General features: G+C 61.2%; 18 protein-coding genes and 2 pseudogenes. 12 read left to right on the top strand and 8 right to left on the bottom strand.

The genetic code is table 11. The features are described from left to right. The first annotated feature begins 185 nt into the window (after positions 1-185). The 10 genes and pseudogenes from FHX15_RS25735 to FHX15_RS25690 all read left to right on the top strand — a co-directional run. Complete coding sequence (locus tag FHX15_RS25735) at positions 186-2,543, top strand: hypothetical protein (protein WP_184401198.1); 2,358 nt, start codon at positions 186-188, stop codon at positions 2,541-2,543. 351 nt (positions 2,544-2,894) lie between these two features. Further along, a complete protein-coding gene (locus FHX15_RS25730; RefSeq protein WP_184401197.1) occupies positions 2,895-3,134 on the top strand; it encodes a type II toxin-antitoxin system Phd/YefM family antitoxin in 240 nt (79 codons plus the stop codon). Continuing rightward, entirely contained in the window at positions 3,134-3,538 is a 405-nt protein-coding gene (locus FHX15_RS25725; RefSeq protein WP_184401196.1) for a type II toxin-antitoxin system VapC family toxin, read from the top strand. Before FHX15_RS25730 ends, FHX15_RS25725 begins: the two co-directional genes overlap by 1 nt. Positions 3,539-3,577: 39 nt before the next feature. Then, positions 3,578-3,865 carry a hypothetical protein gene (locus FHX15_RS25720; RefSeq protein ID WP_184401195.1) on the top strand — a complete coding sequence of 96 codons (288 nt, stop codon included), beginning with the start codon at positions 3,578-3,580 and terminating at the stop codon, positions 3,863-3,865. Further along, positions 3,865-5,022, top strand: coding sequence for a site-specific integrase (locus FHX15_RS25715; RefSeq protein WP_184401194.1), 1,158 nt, complete (start codon positions 3,865-3,867; stop codon positions 5,020-5,022). The genes FHX15_RS25720 and FHX15_RS25715 overlap by 1 nt, the downstream gene beginning before the upstream one ends. Before the next feature lie 98 nt (positions 5,023-5,120). Continuing rightward, a complete protein-coding gene (locus tag FHX15_RS25710) occupies positions 5,121-5,438 on the top strand; it encodes an AAA family ATPase (RefSeq protein ID WP_409527036.1) in 318 nt (105 codons plus the stop codon). Between the two features lie 250 nt (positions 5,439-5,688). Beyond that, a complete protein-coding gene (locus FHX15_RS25705; protein WP_184401193.1) occupies positions 5,689-5,979 on the top strand; it encodes a type II toxin-antitoxin system Phd/YefM family antitoxin in 291 nt (96 codons plus the stop codon). Further along, the gene (locus tag FHX15_RS25700) at positions 5,976-6,353 is read left to right on the top strand and encodes a type II toxin-antitoxin system VapC family toxin (RefSeq protein ID WP_184401192.1); all 378 of its coding nucleotides are present in this window, start codon (positions 5,976-5,978) and stop codon (positions 6,351-6,353) included. Before FHX15_RS25705 ends, FHX15_RS25700 begins: the two co-directional genes overlap by 4 nt. 9 nt (positions 6,354-6,362) lie before the next feature. After that, positions 6,363-6,599 carry a prevent-host-death family protein gene (locus tag FHX15_RS25695; RefSeq protein ID WP_184401191.1) on the top strand — a complete coding sequence of 79 codons (237 nt, stop codon included), beginning with the start codon at positions 6,363-6,365 and terminating at the stop codon, positions 6,597-6,599. Continuing rightward, a pseudogene (locus FHX15_RS25690) lies at positions 6,596-7,712 on the top strand (site-specific integrase); the annotation flags it as partial. The gene FHX15_RS25695 and the pseudogene FHX15_RS25690, both read left to right, overlap by 4 nt. A 116-nt stretch (positions 7,713-7,828) precedes the next feature. On the opposite strand, the gene FHX15_RS25685 reads toward FHX15_RS25690, so the two are convergent. After that, complete coding sequence (locus tag FHX15_RS25685) at positions 7,829-8,770, bottom strand: HEPN domain-containing protein (RefSeq protein ID WP_184401190.1); 942 nt, start codon at positions 8,768-8,770, stop codon at positions 7,829-7,831. A gap of 277 nt (positions 8,771-9,047) precedes the next feature. Then, positions 9,048-9,251 carry a cold-shock protein gene (locus FHX15_RS25680; RefSeq protein WP_184401189.1) on the bottom strand — a complete coding sequence of 68 codons (204 nt, stop codon included), beginning with the start codon at positions 9,249-9,251 and terminating at the stop codon, positions 9,048-9,050. A 201-nt stretch (positions 9,252-9,452) separates the two neighbouring features. Between FHX15_RS25680 and FHX15_RS31120 the strand changes: the two are divergent. Together FHX15_RS31120 and FHX15_RS25675 are read left to right on the top strand one after the other, a co-directional pair. Then, positions 9,453-9,572: pseudogene (locus tag FHX15_RS31120) on the top strand (type II toxin-antitoxin system VapC family toxin); the annotation flags it as partial. A 609-nt stretch (positions 9,573-10,181) separates the two neighbouring features. Beyond that, positions 10,182-11,570, top strand: a complete 1,389-nt coding sequence (locus FHX15_RS25675; RefSeq protein WP_184401188.1) for a sigma 54-interacting transcriptional regulator — start codon at positions 10,182-10,184, stop codon at positions 11,568-11,570. 131 nt (positions 11,571-11,701) lie between these two features. Here FHX15_RS25675 and FHX15_RS25670 read toward each other — a convergent pair whose 3' ends face one another. The 6 genes from FHX15_RS25670 to FHX15_RS25645 form a co-directional block, all read right to left on the bottom strand. Beyond that, positions 11,702-14,473, bottom strand: coding sequence for a DUF2272 domain-containing protein (locus tag FHX15_RS25670; protein ID WP_184401187.1), 2,772 nt, complete (start codon positions 14,471-14,473; stop codon positions 11,702-11,704). A 5-nt stretch (positions 14,474-14,478) separates the two neighbouring features. Next, positions 14,479-15,573, bottom strand: a complete 1,095-nt coding sequence (locus FHX15_RS25665) for an aminotransferase class I/II-fold pyridoxal phosphate-dependent enzyme (protein WP_184401186.1) — start codon at positions 15,571-15,573, stop codon at positions 14,479-14,481. A 9-nt stretch (positions 15,574-15,582) separates the two neighbouring features. After that, entirely contained in the window at positions 15,583-17,511 is a 1,929-nt protein-coding gene (locus tag FHX15_RS25660) for a hypothetical protein (protein WP_184401185.1), read from the bottom strand. Positions 17,512-17,527: 16 nt separating this feature from the next. Then, positions 17,528-18,835, bottom strand: coding sequence for a hypothetical protein (locus FHX15_RS25655; RefSeq protein ID WP_184401184.1), 1,308 nt, complete (start codon positions 18,833-18,835; stop codon positions 17,528-17,530). Between the two features lie 5 nt (positions 18,836-18,840). Continuing rightward, positions 18,841-19,500, bottom strand: a complete 660-nt coding sequence (locus FHX15_RS25650; protein WP_184401183.1) for a hypothetical protein — start codon at positions 19,498-19,500, stop codon at positions 18,841-18,843. A 198-nt stretch (positions 19,501-19,698) separates the two neighbouring features. Then, complete coding sequence (locus FHX15_RS25645; protein ID WP_184401182.1) at positions 19,699-20,463, bottom strand: hypothetical protein; 765 nt, start codon at positions 20,461-20,463, stop codon at positions 19,699-19,701. Positions 20,464-20,725: the final 262 nt, after the last annotated feature.

The raw sequence follows: 20,725 nt of genomic DNA, 5'->3' as shown, positions 1-20,725 counted from the left end.
CTAACAATATCTCCAGTACGGCTTACCGCTCCGTCAGAAGAGTAGGCTGTGTGTCCGGGTGCTTCACCGGACCTTTGCGACAGCCGTTAACTGCCTACCTGTTCGTTCTGGACGTTACATTCTTTGTTAAAGGAGAGCTTTTATTTCCGCTCGCCCTCGGCATTGGGGCCGAAAGGAATATTAGCATGCCAAAACAAGATATTGCATCACGTCAGTTTCAACGAAAAATCTCAGACTTCTGTGAGGTGCGCATCGCACCAGTCACTTCGAAACGGGCCCTGGAGAATATCAAGCCCTACCTCGTCAGCCTGATCATTTACCGCAAATCACCTCCATTGCTGACTGGCCGCATCAACTGGGCGGCCATTGCGGATGCCTGCGGGATCGAAGACGACCTGACAGTGGAGCTGAAAAACCAGCTGCGCCCCGGCCTCGACGCCATCCTCCGCTGGCTCCGCATGCCACCCGCGGCGGAAGACATTCGGCGGCCAAAACCAAAAACCAGATCGCCCAAAACCGTTCGTCGTGCTACAGCGCCAACGGCATCCTCCACCCGTAAGCCCCAACGGCTGGGCGGCGACAACACCCCGGCCCAACCCGCCTCTGCGCCGCGAGGCGCAAAGCCAAAGCCGATCCAGGAATTTCCCGAACCGCTGTTCGAAGCGGCGGAAGATCCCGAGAGCTTTCAGGACGCGCTCATCTACCAGATGCGCCGGTTCGGCGACAGTTACTGGCAACTCTATCGCGCCATCATTCGCCTCGGCGAGAACTTCGACCACAAGACCCTGTTGTCATGGATCCAGGGTGAACGCGCGCCGAGGTCCATTGCCAGCTTCGAAATCCTCGCCCGCATCGAGCGGCGCTATCAACTGACGCCAGGATATTTCAAGGCCAAGCTCCCGCATCAGTCGCGTTCGCTCAATGGACACGATCTTGGCGATATCAGCCCTGCCGAGCGGCGGCGACTGGCGTGGCATCTGCCGGACGATTTTGGCAGCCTGCCGTTCTCCAAGCGCGAGGAGATCATCGACTGGGTGCGACGCGTCATCATCTCCGGTTCCACCGACTATCGCCGATACCAGGCGGCGGCCAGCAAGCAACGTTATGCCATCCGGTTTCCCGGCATCACCTATGGCGGAGGATCCCTGTCTCCCCGGTCTGCCGTGCTGTCCAGCGGCGCCAGTCGCAGTGCGGACGAATCCTTCGAGGATCCGGATCTTCTGTCCGGCGTGGTCGATGCGCCACCGCGGCTGGCGATGGAGATGGCGGATCTGATCCGCTTCAAAACCTCGACGCTGACAGCGATCGGCTTCCAGCGCAATGGCGTGTGGGGCGAGGAAACGGCATCGCAGAAGGTCGAGCATCTTGGACTGATGTTCGGGGCGCTGGCCGCCTCGCCCACCGGCATCGTCAAAGGCCGCGGCGTTCCGCTCAGCCAGCTGACCTTCGGTCTGCTGATTTTCCCAGGCGTCTGGGACTGGTATCTGCAATGGCGCGAGCAGCGGCGCGGCTTCTACACCAAATGGGAAGAAGACATGCTGATGGTCGCACAAGCCCTCACCCGTGCCGAGGTTGGCTGGATCCGGCAGCATCCGGAGCTTCTGAAGAATGTCAGGCCGATCGAAGGCCTGATCGCCCCAGAGGAGATCGAATTCGCTTCGCGTAACTGGCATGGCGCCTGCGACGCGTTTCATCGGCATGCTGCCAATCGCTCCAAGGAAGTTCAGCGGGTCATGCGGGTGCATCGCGATCCGTTCGAGCCGATCATGGTGATCCTCGAAGCAGACAGCCCTTTGGCAGAGTATCGCAAAACCACCGATGAGATCCTGAAGCGGATGCCGGACGAGCATCTCTATCCGCGGCCAGCGGCGGAAGCGGTCCGCTCCTTCCTGATGCTTCGGCTTGGGTTGCATCTGGGACTGCGGCAGAAGAACCTCCGCCAGCTTCGCGTCTGCCCGCGCGGTCATTTTCCGACTGCGGAGCGCCGGCTGGAAGACATGAAGTGCGGGGAGCTGCGCTGGAGCGACCGCGAGCGTGGCTGGGAAGTGCTCATTCCGTCCGTCGCGTTCAAGAATTCCGGCTCGTCCTTCTTCGGCCAGAAACCGTTCCGGCTGATCCTGCCCGACCTGCTCGACCTTTACAAATACCTGGACGCGTACATCGACCGGCATCGCGGTGTGTTGCTGGCCGGGGCGAAGGATCCCGGCACGCTGTTCGTCAAGACGGTCAAGACGACCAGCATCGACGCAGCATACGACTCGACGACCTTCTATGAGGCCTGGCGGACCGTCATTCAACGATATGGCATCTACAACCCGTATACCGGGCGCGGCGCCATCAAGGGCCTGCTACCGCACGGGCCGCACAATGTCCGGGATATTCTGGCGACCCATATCCTCAAGCAGACAGGATCCTACGAGCAGGCGAGCTATGCAATCCAGGATACTCCTGACGTGGTGCAGCAGCACTATGGCCGTTTCCTGCCGCAGGATAAGGCGGCGCTGGCCGCAAAAATCCTGAACCAGGTCTGGGAAGCGGCGTAGGCCGGAACGGCCTATCGCCTCAGGGGTTCGGCCGAGCTTGCCGCCGAGGCGCGGGCAGGTTCGGCCTCCCCTCAATTGCCTGCGTCATTCGCCGCCTCCGTTACCGCCAATTTGGCGGAAGTGCATGCTGTTTCCATCCCATTAACCATATGAATTAATGCTGTTCTTTTCTGTCACGGAAGTCACAAAGCTGATAACTTCCGTCGGCCATGACGGTGATGTGCGCGATGGCTCACTTCCGATAAGTAATGCTTATCGGAAGTGAGATAGTCCACCCATTGACCAACATCGACATTGGCCCTATCCTGCGCACGAAACACTACGGGACGATTGCGAGCGGAAGGAAATATCATGACCGTCACCGTCAAGGTCGCCGAGGCCAAAACCCACCTGTCCGACCTGCTGGCGCGGGTCGAAGCCGGTGAGGACTTTATTATTGCCCGTGGTAACGATCCCATTGCCCGTTTGGTCGCCATCGACGAGCGTCGCCAGCGCCTGGCCGCTATCGAGGCAGTCCGTGCGCTGCGCACCCAGGCCAAGCCGGTCACACACGAAGAGATTCAGGCCTGGAAGCAGGAAGGCCGTCGCTGATGGCCTTTGTCGTCGATGCCTCGATCGCCGGCGCCTGGCTGTTGCCGGACGAGGATAATACGCTGGCCGAACAGGCAATGACGCGCATGGCCGACGAGGACGCCGTAGCGCCCGATCTGCTGCGCCATGAGATCCGTAGCATTCTCTTGAGTGCCGAGCGGCGTGGTCGGATTTCGGACGACCTTGTCCATTCAGCACTGTCGCGGTTTCGTGCCCTGCCCTTAAAGCTCGTCGGCCCCGGCGACGATACCGAGGTTGTCCGTTTGTCGCGCAAGTACCGTCTCAGCGCCTATGATGCCGCCTATCTCGCCCTCGCCCTGCTCGAGCGTCTGCCGCTTGCCACGCTCGACCGCCGGCTGGCCGAGGCCGCACGCACGGAAGGCGTCGCAGCCCTTGGCCCCTGATGTCGCATTGCCCGATTCCGGAAATAAAGGTGGTTCGCCATGGAAGACCGCGTCAGATTTGCCCTCGAAAAACTGCTGAACGTTGCCCATGAAGACAGCGGCCAGGGGCGGCGGGTGGCCAATTTCCTGCTCGCCTGGTGGAACGCCGAGGTCCACGGCGGCTTTGATCTCACCGATCTCGCCAATGTCGACCCACACATCGGCGATGACATGGCGACGATCTTCACCTTTCTCGCCCGCGCCGACGATGTCGTCTACCCCTACGACTATCGCAGCGAGATCGAAGCGATCATCGCGCGCTGGCGACCGCCGGCGGAGAGCGTCTGATGGCCGTGTCGCCGGCGCCGCTTTTTTCGGGCGACGTCGCACGCCGCGCCGAAGCGCTCGACACCATGGCCGCCATCCTGCCGATCGACCGCCGCGACAAGCTCGCCGAGCTCCTGACCGACCAGGACGTCGAGACGCTCAAACACCTCGTCAACGAAGGCATGGGCGACAACACGTTGCGCGCACTCACCTCCGACCTCGCCTATCTGGAAGCCTGGTCGCTGGCCGCGACCGCATCCCCCCTGCCCTGGCCGGCGCCGGAAGCGCTGCTGCTGAAGTTCGTTGCCCATCATCTTTGGGACCCGGCGAAACGAGAAAGCGATCCCGATCACGGCATGCCGGCCGACGTTGACCAGGTCCTGCGGGATAGCGGCTTCCTGCGGGTTGTCGGACCGCATGCTCCGGACACCGTGCGCCGTCGGCTCGCCAGCTGGTCGACGCTGACCAAGTGGCGCGGCCTCGACGGCGCCTTCGCCTCCCCTGCCCTCAAATCGGCGATCCGGCTGGCCGTTCGCGCCGTGCCGCGGCCACGCCGCCGCAAAAGCGCCAAGGCGGTCACCGGCGACGTCCTTGCCAAACTCTTGGCGACCTGTGGCGGCGACAGCTTGCGCGATATCCGCGATCGGGCAATCCTGATGCTCGCCGTCGCCTCCGGCGGTCGCCGCCGCAGCGAAGTGGCTGGTCTGCGCAGGGATCAACTGGCGATCGAGCCGCCGGTCACCGGCGAGGACGATATCCCCCTCCCCTCTCTGTCCATCCATCTCGGCCGCACCAAGAACTCCGGCGCCAGCCAGGATGAGGTCGTCTATCTCACGGGCCGGCCTGTGGACGCGCTGAATGCCTGGCTGGCTGCCGCGAAGATCGACAGCGGCAGCGTGTTTCGGGCGATCGATCGCTGGGGCAATGTTTCCCGTCGCGCGCTCGACCCGAAGGCGGTCAATGATATTGTTAAGGCACGGGTAAAACAGGCTGGGCTGGAGATCGGCGCGTTTTCGGCACACGGACTGCGGTCGGGCTACCTGACGGAAGCCGCCAACCGCGGGGTGCCGCTGCAGGAGGCCATGCAGCAATCGCTGCATAAATCAGTGCCTCAGGCCGCAAGCTACTACAACAATGCCGAACGGAAGAACGGTCGCGCCGCGCGGTTGTTTATGTAAGGGCGCATCCCGTCCGGTCTTCGTGAGAAAGGTCGCCAAGTTTTCCTTGCAATTCTGGAGTTTCACTCCATAAATGCAAGGATGATCAATCGTCGAATATCATCCGAACTGAGCGAAGAATATCATCCGAACTGAGCGAACTGCTCGCCACGCGCCCAGCTGTCGCGCTCATCGGCCCGCGTCAGGTCGGAAAGACGACATTGGCACTCTCCATAGCCGACCATCGGCCCTCGATATATCTCGATCTGGAATCGGATGCTGATCGCGCCAAGCTCGCCGAGCCGGAACTATACCTCAGCCAGCACAGCGACAAGCTCTTCACACTGCGTGCTCTGGGAGGTATCCCGAAGTTAAATGCAACGATGATCATTATCGCCCCAAGCACTATTTCAAAAATAGTCATGTCAATAACATAGGCGACTGCACGCCGCCAAAAGAGTGGCGGCTGCAACGTTCGCTGAGCCTGTGTGATGTTGATGTCCACGTTTACTTTGCCCCCAATGAGATCCGACTGAAGAAGACAATCGCGTTCCCATAAGATGTCGTATTCTTTCTGCCTAAGCGTGTAAATCTTGGGGTGCGATCGATCGGTTCGATGTACATTCGACTTGTACGCCCCCATTCGCGCTGCTAACGTTCGGATCGAAACCGAAATCGGAGCGCAGAATGCCGCAGACCAGCTACAAGATCAGCGAGGCGCGCAAAAACTTTGCCGAGGTGCTCCAACGCGCCAACCACGGTGAGGAAATTTTGATCATGCGCGGCAACGAGATTTACGCCCGTATCGGGCCGGCCGACGGCGGGAAGCGCCCTTTTGGCCTGTTGCGGCAACGCGGCCTGCCCGACGATCTGTTCGACGATATCGATAGCGAACAAGCGGCGATCGACGCCGGCGACTTCAACGACGACGTCGGCGTCTTCCAGGGCACACCGACCGACCGCGGACCCAAGGCATGAAGGTTCTGCTCGACAGCCACGCAGTCTACTGGTGGACGATCGGCAGCGACCGCCTTTCCATAAAGGCACGGTCGCTGATTGAGGACAAGGGAAACAACGTCCTGGTCAGTGCCGTGTCCTTCTATGAGCTTGACAACAAAATGCGGCTGAAGAAGCTCGATCTGAAACCGCAGGAACTGCGCGCCGCGGTCATCGACAGCGGCCTGCAGACGCTGTCGATTAGCGATCTGCATGCAGAGCTAGCGGCCGCCTTTGACTGGGAGCATCGGGATCCCTGGGATCGGATTCTGGCGGCCCAGGCGCGGCTCGAGCATTGCACCTTCGTCTCGACGGATGTGGTGTTCGATGCAGTACTGCACCAGAGAGTTTGGTGAGGGCCCGCGGTGAAAATTTTCATCGAAATTGCAGAGGCTGCGGAACGGCTTGAGGAGCTCATCGAGTTCGCAGCTCGCGGCGACGAAATCATTATCAGTCGCGATGAGAGGCGGGTAGCAACCTATATCGCCAAAAAAGCAGGGACGATGGAGGAGTTCCTTGCGGCCGAGGACCGGGCTAGCGTACCGAATGGCATTACGTCCGCACACGACGATCTGTACGACGAGCGCGGCCTGCCGAAATGAACGCTGTCGATCGCCGCGCGAAAGAGCTGGATACGATCGCCGCGGTGCTGCCGATCGATCGGCGCGACTAGCTCGCCGAGCTGCTGACCGATCAGGACATCGAGACGCTCAAGCACCTCGTCAGCGAAGGCATGGGAGAGAACACGCTGCGGGCGCTGACCTCCGACCTTGCCTATCTGGAAGCCTGGTCACTCGCCGCGACCGGCGCTCCCCTGCCCTGGCCGGCACCGGAAGCGCTGCTGTTGAAATTCGTCGCCCATAATCTGTGGGACCCGGAGAAGCGTGCCAGCGATCCCGATCACGGCATGCCTGATGACGCCGCCGACAACCTACGGCGCCAAAGTTTTTTGAAATCCACCGGCCCGCATGCGCCGGCCACCGTGCGCCGGCGGCTGGCGAACTGGTCGACGCTGACCAAATGGCGCGGCCTCGACGGCGCTTTCCGGTCCCCCGCCCTGAAATCCGCCATTCGTCTCGCCGTGCGCGCCGTGCCGCGGACGCCGCGCCGCAAGAGCGCCAAGGCAGTCACCGGCGACGTGCTGACCAAGCTGCTGGCGACGTGCGCGACCGACAGCCTGCGCGATCTCCGTGACCGGGCGATCCTTATGGTCGCCTTTGCCTCCGGTGGCCGCCGGCGCAGCGAAATCGCCGCGCTTCGCGTCGAGCAGCTGATCGTCGAGGCGCCGATCGAGTGGCCCTCCCCTCCCCTCTCTGGCCATTCATCTTGGCCGCACAAAAACGGCGACCGGCGAGCAGGACGATGTCGTCTACCTCACGGGCCTGCCTGTCGAGGCGTTAAATGCGTGGCTGGCGACCGCCAAGATCGACAAGGGCAGCGTGTTCCGGGGGATCGGGCGATGGGGCACCGTCTCGCGGCGGGCGCTGGATCCGCAGTCGGTCAATGCCATCCTGAAGCAGCGGGCGGCGATGGCTGGGTTAGATGCGGGGGAGTTTTCGGCACACGGGCTAAGATCGGGTTATCTCACCGAAGCCGCCAATCGCGGCATTCCCCTTCCCGAGGCGATGGAGCAATCCCGCCATCGATCGGTCCAGCAGGCATCAAGCTACTACAACGACGCGACCCGGCGCAGTGGCCGGGCAGCCCAATTGATATCGCCTCGGCGTCGCATCCCTGCGATACGGCCCCATTCGACGGCAATATGGTCAGTGACCGGCCGATATGACCACTGTGGTCCCGGTCGGTTCCGCCCTCAAGTCGACCGCTTCCTCTAACCGGCATCCTCCAACTTCTCTCTGCATATCGACTCGACCGTTTGCTGAAGAATCTTCACCCGCTCGATCAGCCACGCGAGATCCTGTGAACTGATCTCGTAATTTGGCGAGTACCGTGCCTCGACATAGGCGCGCGACAGGAGCTCGAAACGCCGCCGGGCGATACGGTTGTCTCGCGGCCATGCCTCGATCAGCCGTTTGTCGACCTCCTCCGCTTTGGAACGCAGCACCTTGATGCGGTGTGATTTCGGGCTGTAGAGGGTCAGAGTTAGCAGGAAGCAGTGATAGAGCCGCTCGGTAGCCTGATGCAGATTGAACGCGGCGTGCTTTGGCTTGTCTTCTGCGATCGAGAACTCGGCAAGTTTCAGGTAGAATTCTGCATCCGGAAACCATTGCTCAAAATGCCGGCGTGCCTCCGCTCGAGCCTGCTCCTTGTTCAGAGCCTTCGGCTGCGCGAGGGGATGTCCTTCCTCCTCGTAGAGGACTTTGCCGTCTCTTGCGATATCGACGAAGAACGGCCGACCGCGCGACAGCTGGTCGTTGACGTCATGCAGACTGTGGACGATCGGAATGACCGGTGTCTCGATCCTGTGGGCGATCTGCTCCTGCAAGAGCCGCTCGTCGAGCATAAGCCACAGTTCGTGCTCCTGGGCAAAACTATCCGAGTTGACGACGATCAGCAGATCGTAATCGGAACGATAGCCGCTGGAGCGATCCTCCACCCAGTCGCCGCGGGCATAAGAGCCATAGAGGATGACCTTGAGAACCTGGCTGCCGGCACGTCTCGCCGACAACTTGGTGGCGCGGAACTGCTCGACTTCGGAAAAGATGATCTCCAACACCTGGGCGAGCTCACGCCGTTTGTTGGTCGGCAGATGGTCGAGCGTATCAGTGAGTGTCAAAGCCGCATCAAAGCCTTCGGTGGGATTCGTCTCCATCCTAGCGGCTCACCTATCGTTGCGCATCTGTAATCTTTACGGGATTACCTTCCTGATGGCAACCTAAGATAGATAAGCAATATTGCCGACAGTCGGACGGTCCGGCCTTCGTGCCATGCGTTGACGGATCGCAATAGATGTGAGCGGATGGTACCTCCGGGGTAAGCTCGTCGCTGGCGTCACCGACCTGTTAGAGCTCACTTGCAGATTGAACTAATAGGCAGAAGGGCGCCTTGATCGCCGCCCTTCAATTGCCTGGCATCTTTGGAAGGCGACGTCAGAGCGGTCTGACATTTTCCGCCTTCGACTTGCCGGTCTTGCGATCCTGGCCCAGATCGTAGGAGACGCTCTGACCCTCCTTCAACCCGTCGCCATATTGGAGCGCGGTGACGTGTACGAAAACATCGGATCCCCCTGTCTCCGGCGTGATGAAACCAAAGCCCTTATCCTGATTGAAAAACTTTACCTTGCCAGTTGGCATGACATCCTCGTGTTTGCGCTCATGGTGGAGGGGCAACCTAGCCTTGGTATTTTGCCAGTTCAACCCGGTCTTGAACCTCCGGTCATCTCCTTAATCCATGGGATTTTTAACTGGTTCGAGCCGTGAGCGTTTGCTGGCTCGCGACGCTGACTCCTTCTGGAGAACGAGTGAGGCGGAAAGGCGGCTCAAAGCATGTGGGCTGGGCTGCTCGCCGAAACCGCGATCATCCACGACCTGATCGTCGTCACCCGCAACATCAAGGACTTCGAAGACACCGACGAAACCGTGATCAATCCCTGGGATATGCCGGTACAGAATTAGGCGTTTATGCGGTCCAGATCGATGCTATGACGAACTGCCTTTCGAGGTGTTTCATTTTTGGACTAACAGACGATACATTAAAATTTCTAACTAGTAGTAGACGCTTCGAAGATTTAAGCCTATTATATACTTCCTAAGGGTTAGGTTTACCATCTGCCGGGAAATGTTTGCTGTTCAGCAGCCGCTTGGTACTACCGCTTTATTGCTCGCAATGATGTCACCTTGAAATTGGCAGGGAGCCGAAACAGTCGTGGCTGGGCGTGTGGTTCACGCGCCCGAGGATAAGCATGATTGCGATCAGGTCTGCGGGTGACCTCACTGTTGAATATCAGCCTGCTCAAAGAACCGGCCTGCCCCTTTCGGGGCGGGCCCTATCTGCCGATTGCGCACGGGTGGCTTGTGCGCCCTTGGCCTTGCAATTGAAGGACAGGCCGTCATCGCTGTGCCAGCAAGCCTGGCAGTCGACATCGCATAATTGATCGACGGACGTTGTCGCGAAGGATTGTATCGTGTCCGGAAAGGGTTGTTTCTCGTCGAAGTTCGGTCGCTTTCGCTCATCACAAGCCCGGTCGTCGCGACATCCCTTGCGTTCGCGCAGGAGCAATAGCCATGAAAGCGAATTGCTGGGTAGAATACTCGGGCGAGATTGCCGACGATCTGAAGACACAGATCACGGCCGCTTTGGCAGCGGAAGGCATCGTGACGACAGCGGATGGAGCCGATGCGGGGTCCCTCGGGCTCCATTTCGTCGCTCCTCCCCTGGAAGACGGAAGACTTCGGTTTCGCCGCGACACGGACCACGTGATCGCGGTCGTGCTCGCATCCAGCGGTCTTTCTGAAACCGAAGGCTGGTCTTTGCTTCGGGCCGGCGCTGCCGACGTCATCTACTGGAGCGATCCCGGCAGGGTCGCTTCTCAGATCAAGGCGCGCATTCAACGGAAACTGTCGATCGACCGGCTCTTTGAACAATCAGTCCTCGGCGATGTTGTTGTGGGCAATAGCCGCCAATGGCGCAGCCTTCTGCGCGATATCGTCGAAACCGCCCATTTCGGCGACAGCTCGGTTCTGTTGATGGGCGAAAGTGGCACCGGCAAAGAAGTGACAGCCAGGCTCATTCACGAGCTCGATCCACGCCCTCAAAAGCGCGACATGGTGATACTTGATTGCTCGACGATCGTTCCGGAACTGTCAGGAAGCGAATTTTTCGGCCATGAGCGCGGCGCCTTTACCGGCGCGTTCAGCGATCGCCAGGGTGCCTTCGCCTTAGCGGATGGCGGCACGCTGTTCCTTGACGAGGTCGGCGAATTGCCGCTCGCGCTGCAGGCCCAACTCCTGCGCGTCATCCAGGAGCATTCCTATAAACGTGTCGGCGGGACGACCTGGCACCGCACACGCTTCAGGCTGGTCTGCGCGACCAACCGTGATCTTGTCGAGATGGTGGAGCAAGGCACCTTCCGCGCCGATCTCTATTTTCGCATCGCCGGCTTCGTCACACGCCTGCCGCCGCTGCGCGAGCGGACCGAAGACATTATCCCGCTCGCACATTATTTCATTCGCAGGATGTCCGGTTCGAAGCGTCCGCCAGTTCTCGATGATGCGGTCTGCCGGTATCTTATGGAGCGAAACTATCCGGGCAATATCAGGGACCTCCAGCAGGTCATCGCTCGCCTCATGTATCGCTGTGCGGAGGACGGCATCATCAGTATCGGCTACGTTCCTCGCAACGAGCGTCCCACCGATCTCACCAGGCTCCAGGATTGGCCCGACGACGTTTTCGAGACGCTTGTCCAGCGCGCTGTCCTGCTCGGTGTCGGACTGAAGGAAATCGGGCGGGCGGCTGAAGACTGCGCCATTCGCTGCGCCACACGCCTTGAGAACGGTAGCCTGCAAAAGGCGGCGCAGCGGCTGGGAGTGACGGACAGGGCCCTGCAGATCCGGCGAGCCAACACACGCGACCTGCCCGATCGTCGCATAGGCGAAGTGCGACCGATCAATTGATCGCCTCCCTTGTTGCCGCGACGGAACCGGATCAGGCAATATCTCGGATCGGCCGATGTCGTGGATTTCGGCGGAGCGTGATGGCGGCAAACCAGCCGCCATCTGCGCATTTAAATGCACCGATTCAGCGCCTAGCTATCGAAGCGACGCAGATTGTTCTGCCGCATCAACTTGATCAGCTGGCTCGCATAGTCCGGACCCGTCGCATATCCGGCCTTGTGAATCTCGCGTGCGAATGCTTCGGCATCATCTTTCACGCTGAGTGCCTTCGCATATCGCTTGTTGCGCAGGAAGAAGCGCGCGTGTTCGACAATACTCTCCTCGAAGCTGTTATACTTGGCGAAGGGAGCCTCAATCGTGATCCATTGCCCGTTGACATATTCCTTGGTCGGCACGGTCACGCTGCCCGCCGGTCCCTTGCCCTTGATCCCGAAGAGGTTCTTGGCCGAGCCGATCGTGTGTTTGCCCCAGCCGGTCTCCACGATGGCCTGCGCAACCGTGACGGAAGCCGGCACGCCGGTGGCTGACATCGCTTTGCGCGCGCGTGTACCGACGAATTCTATGAACTCTGCATGGCTGAGCGATTTCAGGTCATTGGGTTCTCCCGAAGGAAGTGGCTGCGGGACCGGTTGCGGCGATGGTCCCGGGCCAGATGACCTGCGCGTGCGCAGGAAGGGCGCTCCCTGAAGGCGCTCCTTCCAATGCGTGATGGGGACGTAGTTGTGACGACCGTCCCTGGACGGCAGGACGATCGCGTTCGGTACACCCTTGTTTTGCAGGGATTCGGCGAGCTTGGCGGTGGGCGACCCTTTGATGTAGTAGATGAAGCAGCGCGCGCCTGGATGCCTTTTGGCCCAGTCCGCCCAGAACCCGTCGTCGCCGGTATTGTAGGTGCAATCGTACCCCCAGCATTCACGCAGGTTTGCCAACGCCCTGTCGCTGCCGCCTGCAATTCGCCGCATGGGCGAGCCGCCACCGCTGTGACAGGCCAGAATGAGATTGCCGAGCCCGGATGGAACGCCCTGACCGAGAACGCTAAGCACCTGAGCAAGGTATCGATCCAGGCCGCCAGGCTTCACCAGAGTGCCGGCCTCCGACCGCGCGCCGAGAGTAGGAGCGACGAGCACAAGGTTGCGATCGCTGTCATTGACGCCCTCGCGGAATGCGCCGTAGGGCACACGGCTCGCCTTCCAGTATTGGTCGATGGTGAGCCTGCGGTTGGCATCGCCCTTATGTCCATGCAGCCAGAGCACGATGTCCGTCGTGCGACCGCTGACGAAGCCGTTGGGGACGAATATGCCGGTCATCGGTTCGGCCTTGATGCCGAATTTGTCGGTGATGGCGAGGTCGATCCTGGCATAGAGCGTCGTGGCAGGCGGCACTTGTTCGGACCTCGTTACCGACGGTACGGCGACATGGGGAAGGGGAACGACCGAAGGGGCGGGATCCCAAGACGGCTGGGGCCGGGGCGAAGGAGCCGGGCTGACGGAGCCGCCTGTGTCTTCGGCGCGGATGATGCCGTAGAACTTCGCACCCTTGAGGCGGCCATTCGCATCAATCGGCACTTTGACCATCAGCACGGTGCCGTTCGTGCCTTTGTTGCCGCCGATCGCCAGCAGGTGATCGGATTTGACCTCCACGACCACATCGCAATGGCCGGGATCGCCCGGCTTTACGCTGTCATAGGTGACCGGCCTGTCACGCCAGTTGCAGATCAGGTCGCCCGGACGTGGAGCGATCTCGGTCGGACGGTAAGCTTTGAAGGGATTGCTATTGTTCTCCGCGCGGTTCTTGCGCGCTGCGACAAAATAGACCGAGTGGGAGGCCGCATATTTGAAGGCGCTGCCAGCGCCTGCCTTCCGCATGACCCAACTGATGAAGGCAGCGCTCCAGTAATGCGCCTTCTGAAAGGCCGGTGATGCCAGTTGGGCGGACGAATAGCTGATGCCCAGGCCGGTCTTCCAATAGTCCTGGAGCATGGGCAGTGCGCGTGACTGCGTTTCCGACAGTTTGCCCTTGTCCCAGAGGGCGTATTGCTTGCGGGCGATGCTCGCGGCATTCGCCGCAATCGTTACCGCCGGCAGGGGGGCTGGGCCTGGAGCCGGCGCCGATTTCGAATAGCCGCTCTTTGGCCTCTTGCGGCGACGCTGCGGGTGGTAGGCCTCGATATCGAATTCCAGTTCGCCTGCAGCCGCGCCATCGCTGGGCGCTGCCGTCGCGTCTGCCGGCGGCTGTGCCGGCTCAGCGGCCGATGCTGCAGCCGGATCAGACGCCCCCGTCGCGCCGCCACCCGCTGGCCCCTGTCTGAGAGCGGCCTCGGTCTCGGGTCCGACGAGGCCGGTCACGGGCAGTCCCTGCCGCTCCTGGAAACTGCGCACGGCACTGCGCGTGGCAGCCGACATGATGCCATCGACAGGCAGGCGAAGGCCGAGCCGATCGTTGAGGCTGGACTGGATCCAGCTCACGAATTCCGATGGCATGCCGCCGTCATAGGCGCCCGTCGGCGCAAAAATCACGTCCCTCCAGGGATTGCGCCAACCGTGATAGACAAGGCCGAAATGGCGCTGGCCTGGTTTCGTCGTCGTCCACGGGTGGCCTTGTTGTCCGCCGCCCTTGCGCAATCGCCCCAAACCACCTCCCGGGCTGCGCAAAGACGAAGCCGTTTGACCAGCGAAACGTCCCTGCGCCGTCCGAAACTGATGAGGGGAGCCTGATATGCGCGCCGGCGGGCGATAAGGCGACGGACGCGTTTGGGATCGCCCTGGCCGCGCCGAACCTCTCATCCCGCCGCGGGGGCGGAACTCCTCTTCCATCTCGGTTTCGCTTTCGAACTGATGCTCGAAATTCTCCAGTTCCAGTTCCGGGCCGAAAGGCTCAGGATTGAACCGCAACAATCTGTCCATGGCTGTTACTCCTGGATTAGCATGGCTGGTTTCTGTCGCGTGCGGGAAGTGATGAGCATGCTGAGGGCCGCAAGCCCCGCTTCGATATCGGCAAAGCGATGCCCGGCGTTCAAAACGAAGCTGACAAGGGCCTGGCCGCCACGACGCGCACGGTGAAGAACGGTTGCAACGCCCAAGCATTCAAGCGCCGTATGCAGGCGAGCGGCGGATATGCACCCGGGCAGGATCAGGGTCTGGACCGGAAAATACCCGCCTCCGGCCGTAAGGCCCAATCTGCTCAGCCCCTGCCGGAACAACGAGATCACCTGGATCAATCGCCGGCGGAGCGTCTCACCATGCCGCGAGTTGACGATCAACGCTCGGCGCGTCGCCGCAAGGTCTGCCTGCGAGGGTGGACTGCAGTGCACGCGCGTCTTGCTCATTGCTTTGAACCGTTCGATGAAGGCACGGCTGCCGCCGATCAGGGCAAGCGGCACTCCAAAACCCTTGGCAAGCGAGGCGACGCGGATGAGGCGCGCGTCACTGAGCCCGAACCAGGCTGGTGTGCCCGCCCCGCCGCTACCGAGCGGTCGATCGCAACAGGGATTTTTGCCAAAAATTCCAATTGCCTGGGTGTCGTCGAGAACGAGCCATCCTTTCATTCGCCGGACAAGATCAAGATAGTCCGGCAGGGGAGCAGGCTGCCCGGTCAGCGGGTTCAGCCCATCCACGAGTACAAGCGGCCTGCTGCCTGCCGGCCGCCGCGCAAGCGAGGCTTGAAGGGCGTTTCGATCATGGGAGCGGAACATTAATTGTGGCGCTCCGCGTGCGCAGACACTGCCGACTGCCCAGCGCGCGATAGGATAGGCGCCGCTGTCCACGTGAACCGCAATGTCTTTGTCGGCAAACATATCGAACAGGTCCCAGAACAAATGAAACGTGGAAGGCCCGATCGCAACGGCGCCGCATCCGAGAAAGTCGGCGAGCGCGCATTCGAGGTCAGCGGCCTCCCGGGAAAATCCGAGCGCTGCCGGGCGCCCGGTCGTCAGTTGCGACCATGGCTTGAGCGAGCCATGGCCGTGGGTGAGGCCCAGATAAAGGGCCGAGGTAAAGTCGGGCATGACCCTGGCCTATTTCTCGGCGAGATATTTCTGGGCAGAGCGGACCGGCTGCATCTCCTCGGGTGAGCTGGTGGAGGAGCCGATCGTTCGCATGGCTCCTGGCCGGCGTCCGGGAGAGCCGCTACGCTGAACCATCAGTCGCCGCTGCAGGAGCTTCGACGGTTGGGTGAGCCTTCCCGCACCGTCCTGCGCCTCGGTCGTCTCGGCCGCAAGATCAACGCCGGTGACGGCCTGATAGCCGTGCAGGTAGCGCTGAATCTCGGGCTTGCAGTTGCGGGCCCAGTTTTTGGCCTGCTCCTCGATATTGTTGATGTCGACCCAATCTCCGTACCGGATCGACAGCAGGATACGCTCGCCGGTAACCGCCAGTTCGTGGAAATGCGTAATCGACGTATCCGACCAGCCTTGCAGCTTCTTCATGCAGTCGACCGCACCCATCCACCCTTCCTGGTAGGGCACCATGTAGCGGCCGCGCAGGAATTCGCGCATCTCAGGTCGTGCCAGCATCCACTGGTTGATCAGCATCTCGCCGCGCGCCGTCCAGGTCAGGTCGCCGAACTGGTTGTGTGCGCCCTCCGCCAGGATGAGATGGACTTCCTTCAGTGCATTTAAGAGTGGGAAGGCATCGGCGATCACGGTCGTGTCGCGGTCTTCCCGGTAGAACTGGCTGGTGCGATAGAGCAGATTGTGGAACGCTTCGATGAACTTAGAGCGGGTATCGGCCGGCGCCATGCCCCGAACCGCCTTGCCTTGAAGCACCAGGCCATAGTGATGCTGGTATTCATAGGCGCGTCGCGAGACTGTGAGACGGTTGTGCTCGTCCTGGATATAGCCCCAGAGAAGATTGTTGAGCGGGCGCAACGGATCGAATTCCAGCTCCCCGAGCGGATCGTCTGCAGAACTGCGGCGATTCTGGAAGCGCAGGGCAATCGCGTTGATCGTCTGCACCAGCATGCCCTCTTCCAGCCAATAGGACCAGATCAGTTCCATCATGCTTGGATGGCTGAAACGCCTCCAGAGAATGCCCTCGCTGAAAGGCGAACCCTCCAGGTGGGCCGGATCATTGTCGTCGAGACTGATGAAGGCGCGGACAATGCGTTTGAGGTAGGGCGGGGCGACAGGCTGCCCATCTGCCGTTCTGAGGTATTCCTGAAGATGCATTTCGAGTTCGTCGGCCGTGACGCCCTCCCGGTCCATCCGGATGTCTTCGTGCTCGGCACTGAAAATGTCGTCGCGACGTCCGAAGACATCCCGGTCGCGGAAGGCCAGACCGCTCTCCAAAGTCACAAAGGCTTGTGTCGCGAGCTTGAGAATGCCGTAGGCGTGGGGACCGAAGACGCCGAGAGGCGGGCTTTGGCGCCCGAGACCAGTGACCCTGTCCTCCACCGTCTTGACCAGCTTGTCGAAGACCTGCTTGTCGCCGAGCAAGTTGTCGATGAAGCGCTGATATCGGGGAAAACTCATCGCCGAGGTGCGATTGCGGATCGCTGCCCAGAGAGCCTGGTCGGGCGTCGGCGAGGATACTGAGCGCTGCAGTGCCACCTTCGTCGTAAGATCATCTCTGTCGGAGACCACGATCGTCACGGCGTTATCGAGGGTGGAAGGGATCTGATCGAAATTCTTGATCTTGCGCCGCGGCGTGCGCATGAGCTTCGCCGTCACCCTGAGCTCATGCCTTCCCTCGGGGACGTTGACAATGAATACGTCCGGATTCTGGAAAGCCTTCAATTGCTGCGCGTTGACCAGATCCTCTCCGTCAAGCGTGAAACTGTAATCGAAGAGACCATAAAAATCCGGATGCTTGTCGGGGTTCACGTCCCCGTCCGTGTCGTGTCCTAACACGACGCGAACTTCCGCCCGCGAGCCTTCATAGAGTTTCGCAGGTGAATAGATGATCCTGCAGGACCAGTAATTTGTCGTAGGAGAGGCTAGGGTCATGCTCGTTACTCCATGATCAGATTGCGGGGATAGTTTCGGGTGGTCGGCCGGGCACGGCCGTCCAGACCGGGACGACATTCAAGGTGCTGCCGATCGCCCAATGGGTCAGCAGTCGCGCCAGAAGATCACTTTCGTCTTCCGGGCCGAGATAGCCGTCGGCCTTCGCCTGGCCGATGGCGGCAAAGACGAGCGAGGGCGGCGCCCGGTACATTTGCGCGGGCTCGCGCCGCCATGCGTGAAACAGGGAGCCGAGCCGCTCGGGCCGGCGGTCGTGCGCCTCAAGCGCCTCGGCGAGCGAGCGTCCCTTAAGCGACGGCGGGCGATGACCAGCAAGCAGTTCAGCAAAAGCCGGCAGGCTTTCCTCGAGCCGGAGGATCAAGTTGCGCTGAGCGCCTGAAAGCCTGTCGAGCGGATAGTAGCTTTCCCACACCCGAGCGACACGCTGCCATTGAGGGTGCGGGTTGAGTGCGTCGCCGATCGCGCAGCTGAGCTTGACCCGGATCCAGGGCATGGGGTGCGGATCGTCGACATTGAGCCGGAATACGAAGGGGCGCGGCAGTCCTACGACGCCGATCAGGCCCAAGGTCGATACGATACCGAGGCGGGCGACCGACCAGAAATCAGAGATCACTTCGGAGACCCAGCGCTCCCAGAGGTTCCAGACCAGAGGATCCCGAGATCTTGCGCCCTTTTGGCATATTGCCGGCCGCAGCGAAGCGACGAGCCCAAGAAGTTCTGCCCCCTGATGCCCGACTTCATGGATCAGCGACGAAGAGATGCCGCTGCTGATCATGCGTTCGCGCGGAATGCGGATGATCGAGACCGGATTCTCACCGCCACCAGGCAGGCGTGTGCGGGCGCGCCGGATGGCTGCCCCCACGCCGCGATCGAGATAGCAGACCACCGGCGGCGCCTTGTAATAATCGGGCAGTGCCAGGGCGTCGGAAGACACAGCGTCGAGGCCCGAAAGCCAGACACCAAGCTCGTTCTGTCCGCGCTGCGCGAGCACATGGTCGAAAAGATCGAGCTGCGACAGCACGGCGTTGAAACGCAGCCTGAGAAAGACGAACCGCTGCTGTGCCTCGGCTGCCGGTACCCGTCGCCCGGGGCCGTTGACCCAGACTATAAACTGGCGAATGCGGGCCTTCAGTTCGCTGCGCCCCTTCGCCAGAAAGCGCTCGATCGCAAGCTGCGCCGTGGGCAGGAAGCTTGCCGCCGGGACCATCGGCTGGTTGAGCACGAATGGCTTCAGCCGGGCGAGCCGCGTCAGCAGGGCTCTCGCCTCCTGTTCCAGCATCCAATGAGCAAGCGGGGCGGCCGACATGGCTATCACGCTCCGATGAGAATAATCGTATGGCCGCGCCGAACCCAGCTGCCGCTTTTTGTGCGGCCGTGGTGGGGCTGACCGGTCGTCGATGGAACGAGGCCTGGTGCCTTTGCCTGGATGGCGGCGGCAAGCGCACCCGCGGCGCCACCGCCGACGGCCCGCCCCGGCGATGCCTGCACGAGGTTCTTGACCGCCTCGCCAGCAAGATCGACGAAGCGTCGCGCCACCTCGAATTCACGATCCTCATTGCTCAATCCCTCCAGTTCGAGGCCGAAGGCGCGGCCCGCAAGCGAAGCCGCCTGGCCACCGAGGCGCGCGCCCTCGGAACCGCCGATCGCCCCGCCAAGCGCCGCGCCGGCCTGCGGCAGAAGCTTGCCGGCAGCATTCTTGAGCATTCCGACGAGCGCTTGCCCGTCGCCTGACTTGATGAAGCCGCCCAAGGCGCGGCCAGCCTTCTTGATCAGCCCGCCGAGGAAATATTCGAGCTCGGCCTCGCTGCCGACCTCAAGCAATTCGCTGGCGAGTTCCATATTCTCCATCTCGCCGAAGACAGTCTCGGCTTCGCCGCTCCACGCTTCCATCTCGTTGAATTCGAATTGCTCGGCTTCGAACTCCTGTTCCCGGGAGCCCATGTCGAGCCGCACGCGATCTATGTCATGCATTGACCTTCTCCATGATGTTTTGTCGACTTGAGCAGAGTGAGCGCAATCACAGCGGCATTGCCCGAGCCGCTCACCGCATCCCTTGCAAAGTGCAGGCCGGCCAGCCGACAGCCTTGCGCTGCGGCGGGCACGAAAATGGCTGTCGCCGGGCGTGAGCGGTGTGGGCATCGCAGCCTCCTATTGAAACGTTTTCCGGCTTCAGATGCCGACGATGACGATGTTGTGGCCCTGGCGATGCCAACGGCCGCTTTGGGGACGATGATGGCCGTGTCGGCCGGCGCCCTGCAGCAGCCCTGGCGCAAACTTCGCCGCAGCTTCCATGACGGCGGCCCGGGCGACAGCTGCGGGATCGCCACTTGAGGATGATGTCAGAACCTTGTTGACGGCATCTCCAGCCATACGCACGAAATTCTTGGCGCCTTCGAATTCACGATCCTCGGCTTCCATCTCCGCTTCCAGGCCAAGCGCATTGCCGGCCGCAGACGCAAGCCCGCTGCCGATCTGTGCGCCAAGTGGGCCGCCAACAAGACCGCCGAGCGCTCCGCCGGCAAGCGGAACGGCCTTCTTCGCAGCGCTTTTGAGAAAGCCTCCGATCGCGTGACCAAGCGGCGATTTTACCCCTTGGCCGATGGCATGGGCGGCACTTTTTATGAGATTGCCGAGGAATAGGTCGAGTTCGGCTTCGCTTGAGACTTCGAGGAGTTCGCCGGCGAGTTCCATGACCTCGGCTTCGCCGAGCGCCTCGGATTCGGCTTCCCACTCATATTCACCGCCCCATTCGGCTTCGCCCTCTCCTTCTGCCTCCCATTCGGCCTCGGCCTCGCCTCCCCATTCCGCTTCGGCCTCATGTCCCCATTCGGCCTCAGCCTCGCCGCCCCATTCGAACTCGCTCTCGAAAGCTTCGTTCTGCGGGCTCAACTCGAACGCATCTCTTGCGAGTGCTTCCTTCTCGAAACCGTTCATCGTCATGCTCTCCAGTTTTGAAACTCGTTTCGCCGGCGCGAGGCCTGCGGTGACAAAAAGAGCATCGCAACTTCCGTGCCAGATCTAAGCCGTTGATTTTATTAGCCGCCAAGCTTTTTGGTAGCGAAACTGGTTTCGCCGCCGGTCAAGGATCGATGGAATCCGGCGAAACTGTTTTCGCCTTGGACTTGGACGCCAGCCAATGCTTGGGCGCTGACGAAACCATCACGTCTTTCAGGCAAGGCGCCCGACCAAGCGCCTG

The sequence above is a fragment of the Rhizobium sp. BK650 genome (assembly GCF_014195325.1).
Classification (GTDB): domain Bacteria; phylum Pseudomonadota; class Alphaproteobacteria; order Rhizobiales; family Rhizobiaceae; genus Rhizobium.
The sequence above is the reverse complement of the archived record's forward strand: the minus strand, read 5'-3'. Positions and strand labels throughout refer to the sequence as shown.

What these genes read in the sequence shown, in the direction of transcription:
- FHX15_RS25735 (WP_184401198.1), top strand. Translation starts at nt 186, where the DNA reads ATGCCAAAACAAGATATTGCATCACGTCAGTTTCAACGAAAAATCTCA.
- FHX15_RS25730 (WP_184401197.1), top strand. Translation starts at nt 2,895, where the DNA reads ATGACCGTCACCGTCAAGGTCGCCGAGGCCAAAACCCACCTGTCCGAC.
- FHX15_RS25725 (WP_184401196.1), top strand. Translation starts at nt 3,134, where the DNA reads ATGGCCTTTGTCGTCGATGCCTCGATCGCCGGCGCCTGGCTGTTGCCG.
- FHX15_RS25720 (WP_184401195.1), top strand. Translation starts at nt 3,578, where the DNA reads ATGGAAGACCGCGTCAGATTTGCCCTCGAAAAACTGCTGAACGTTGCC.
- FHX15_RS25715 (WP_184401194.1), top strand. Translation starts at nt 3,865, where the DNA reads ATGGCCGTGTCGCCGGCGCCGCTTTTTTCGGGCGACGTCGCACGCCGC.
- FHX15_RS25705 (WP_184401193.1), top strand. Translation starts at nt 5,689, where the DNA reads ATGCCGCAGACCAGCTACAAGATCAGCGAGGCGCGCAAAAACTTTGCC.
- FHX15_RS25700 (WP_184401192.1), top strand. Translation starts at nt 5,976, where the DNA reads ATGAAGGTTCTGCTCGACAGCCACGCAGTCTACTGGTGGACGATCGGC.
- FHX15_RS25685 (WP_184401190.1), bottom strand. Translation starts at nt 8,770, where the DNA reads ATGGAGACGAATCCCACCGAAGGCTTTGATGCGGCTTTGACACTCACT.
- FHX15_RS25680 (WP_184401189.1), bottom strand. Translation starts at nt 9,251, where the DNA reads ATGCCAACTGGCAAGGTAAAGTTTTTCAATCAGGATAAGGGCTTTGGT.
- FHX15_RS25675 (WP_184401188.1), top strand. Translation starts at nt 10,182, where the DNA reads ATGAAAGCGAATTGCTGGGTAGAATACTCGGGCGAGATTGCCGACGAT.
- FHX15_RS25670 (WP_184401187.1), bottom strand. Translation starts at nt 14,473, where the DNA reads ATGGACAGATTGTTGCGGTTCAATCCTGAGCCTTTCGGCCCGGAACTG.
- FHX15_RS25665 (WP_184401186.1), bottom strand. Translation starts at nt 15,573, where the DNA reads ATGCCCGACTTTACCTCGGCCCTTTATCTGGGCCTCACCCACGGCCAT.
- FHX15_RS25660 (WP_184401185.1), bottom strand. Translation starts at nt 17,511, where the DNA reads ATGACCCTAGCCTCTCCTACGACAAATTACTGGTCCTGCAGGATCATC.
- FHX15_RS25655 (WP_184401184.1), bottom strand. Translation starts at nt 18,835, where the DNA reads ATGTCGGCCGCCCCGCTTGCTCATTGGATGCTGGAACAGGAGGCGAGA.
- FHX15_RS25650 (WP_184401183.1), bottom strand. Translation starts at nt 19,500, where the DNA reads ATGCATGACATAGATCGCGTGCGGCTCGACATGGGCTCCCGGGAACAG.
- FHX15_RS25645 (WP_184401182.1), bottom strand. Translation starts at nt 20,463, where the DNA reads ATGAACGGTTTCGAGAAGGAAGCACTCGCAAGAGATGCGTTCGAGTTG.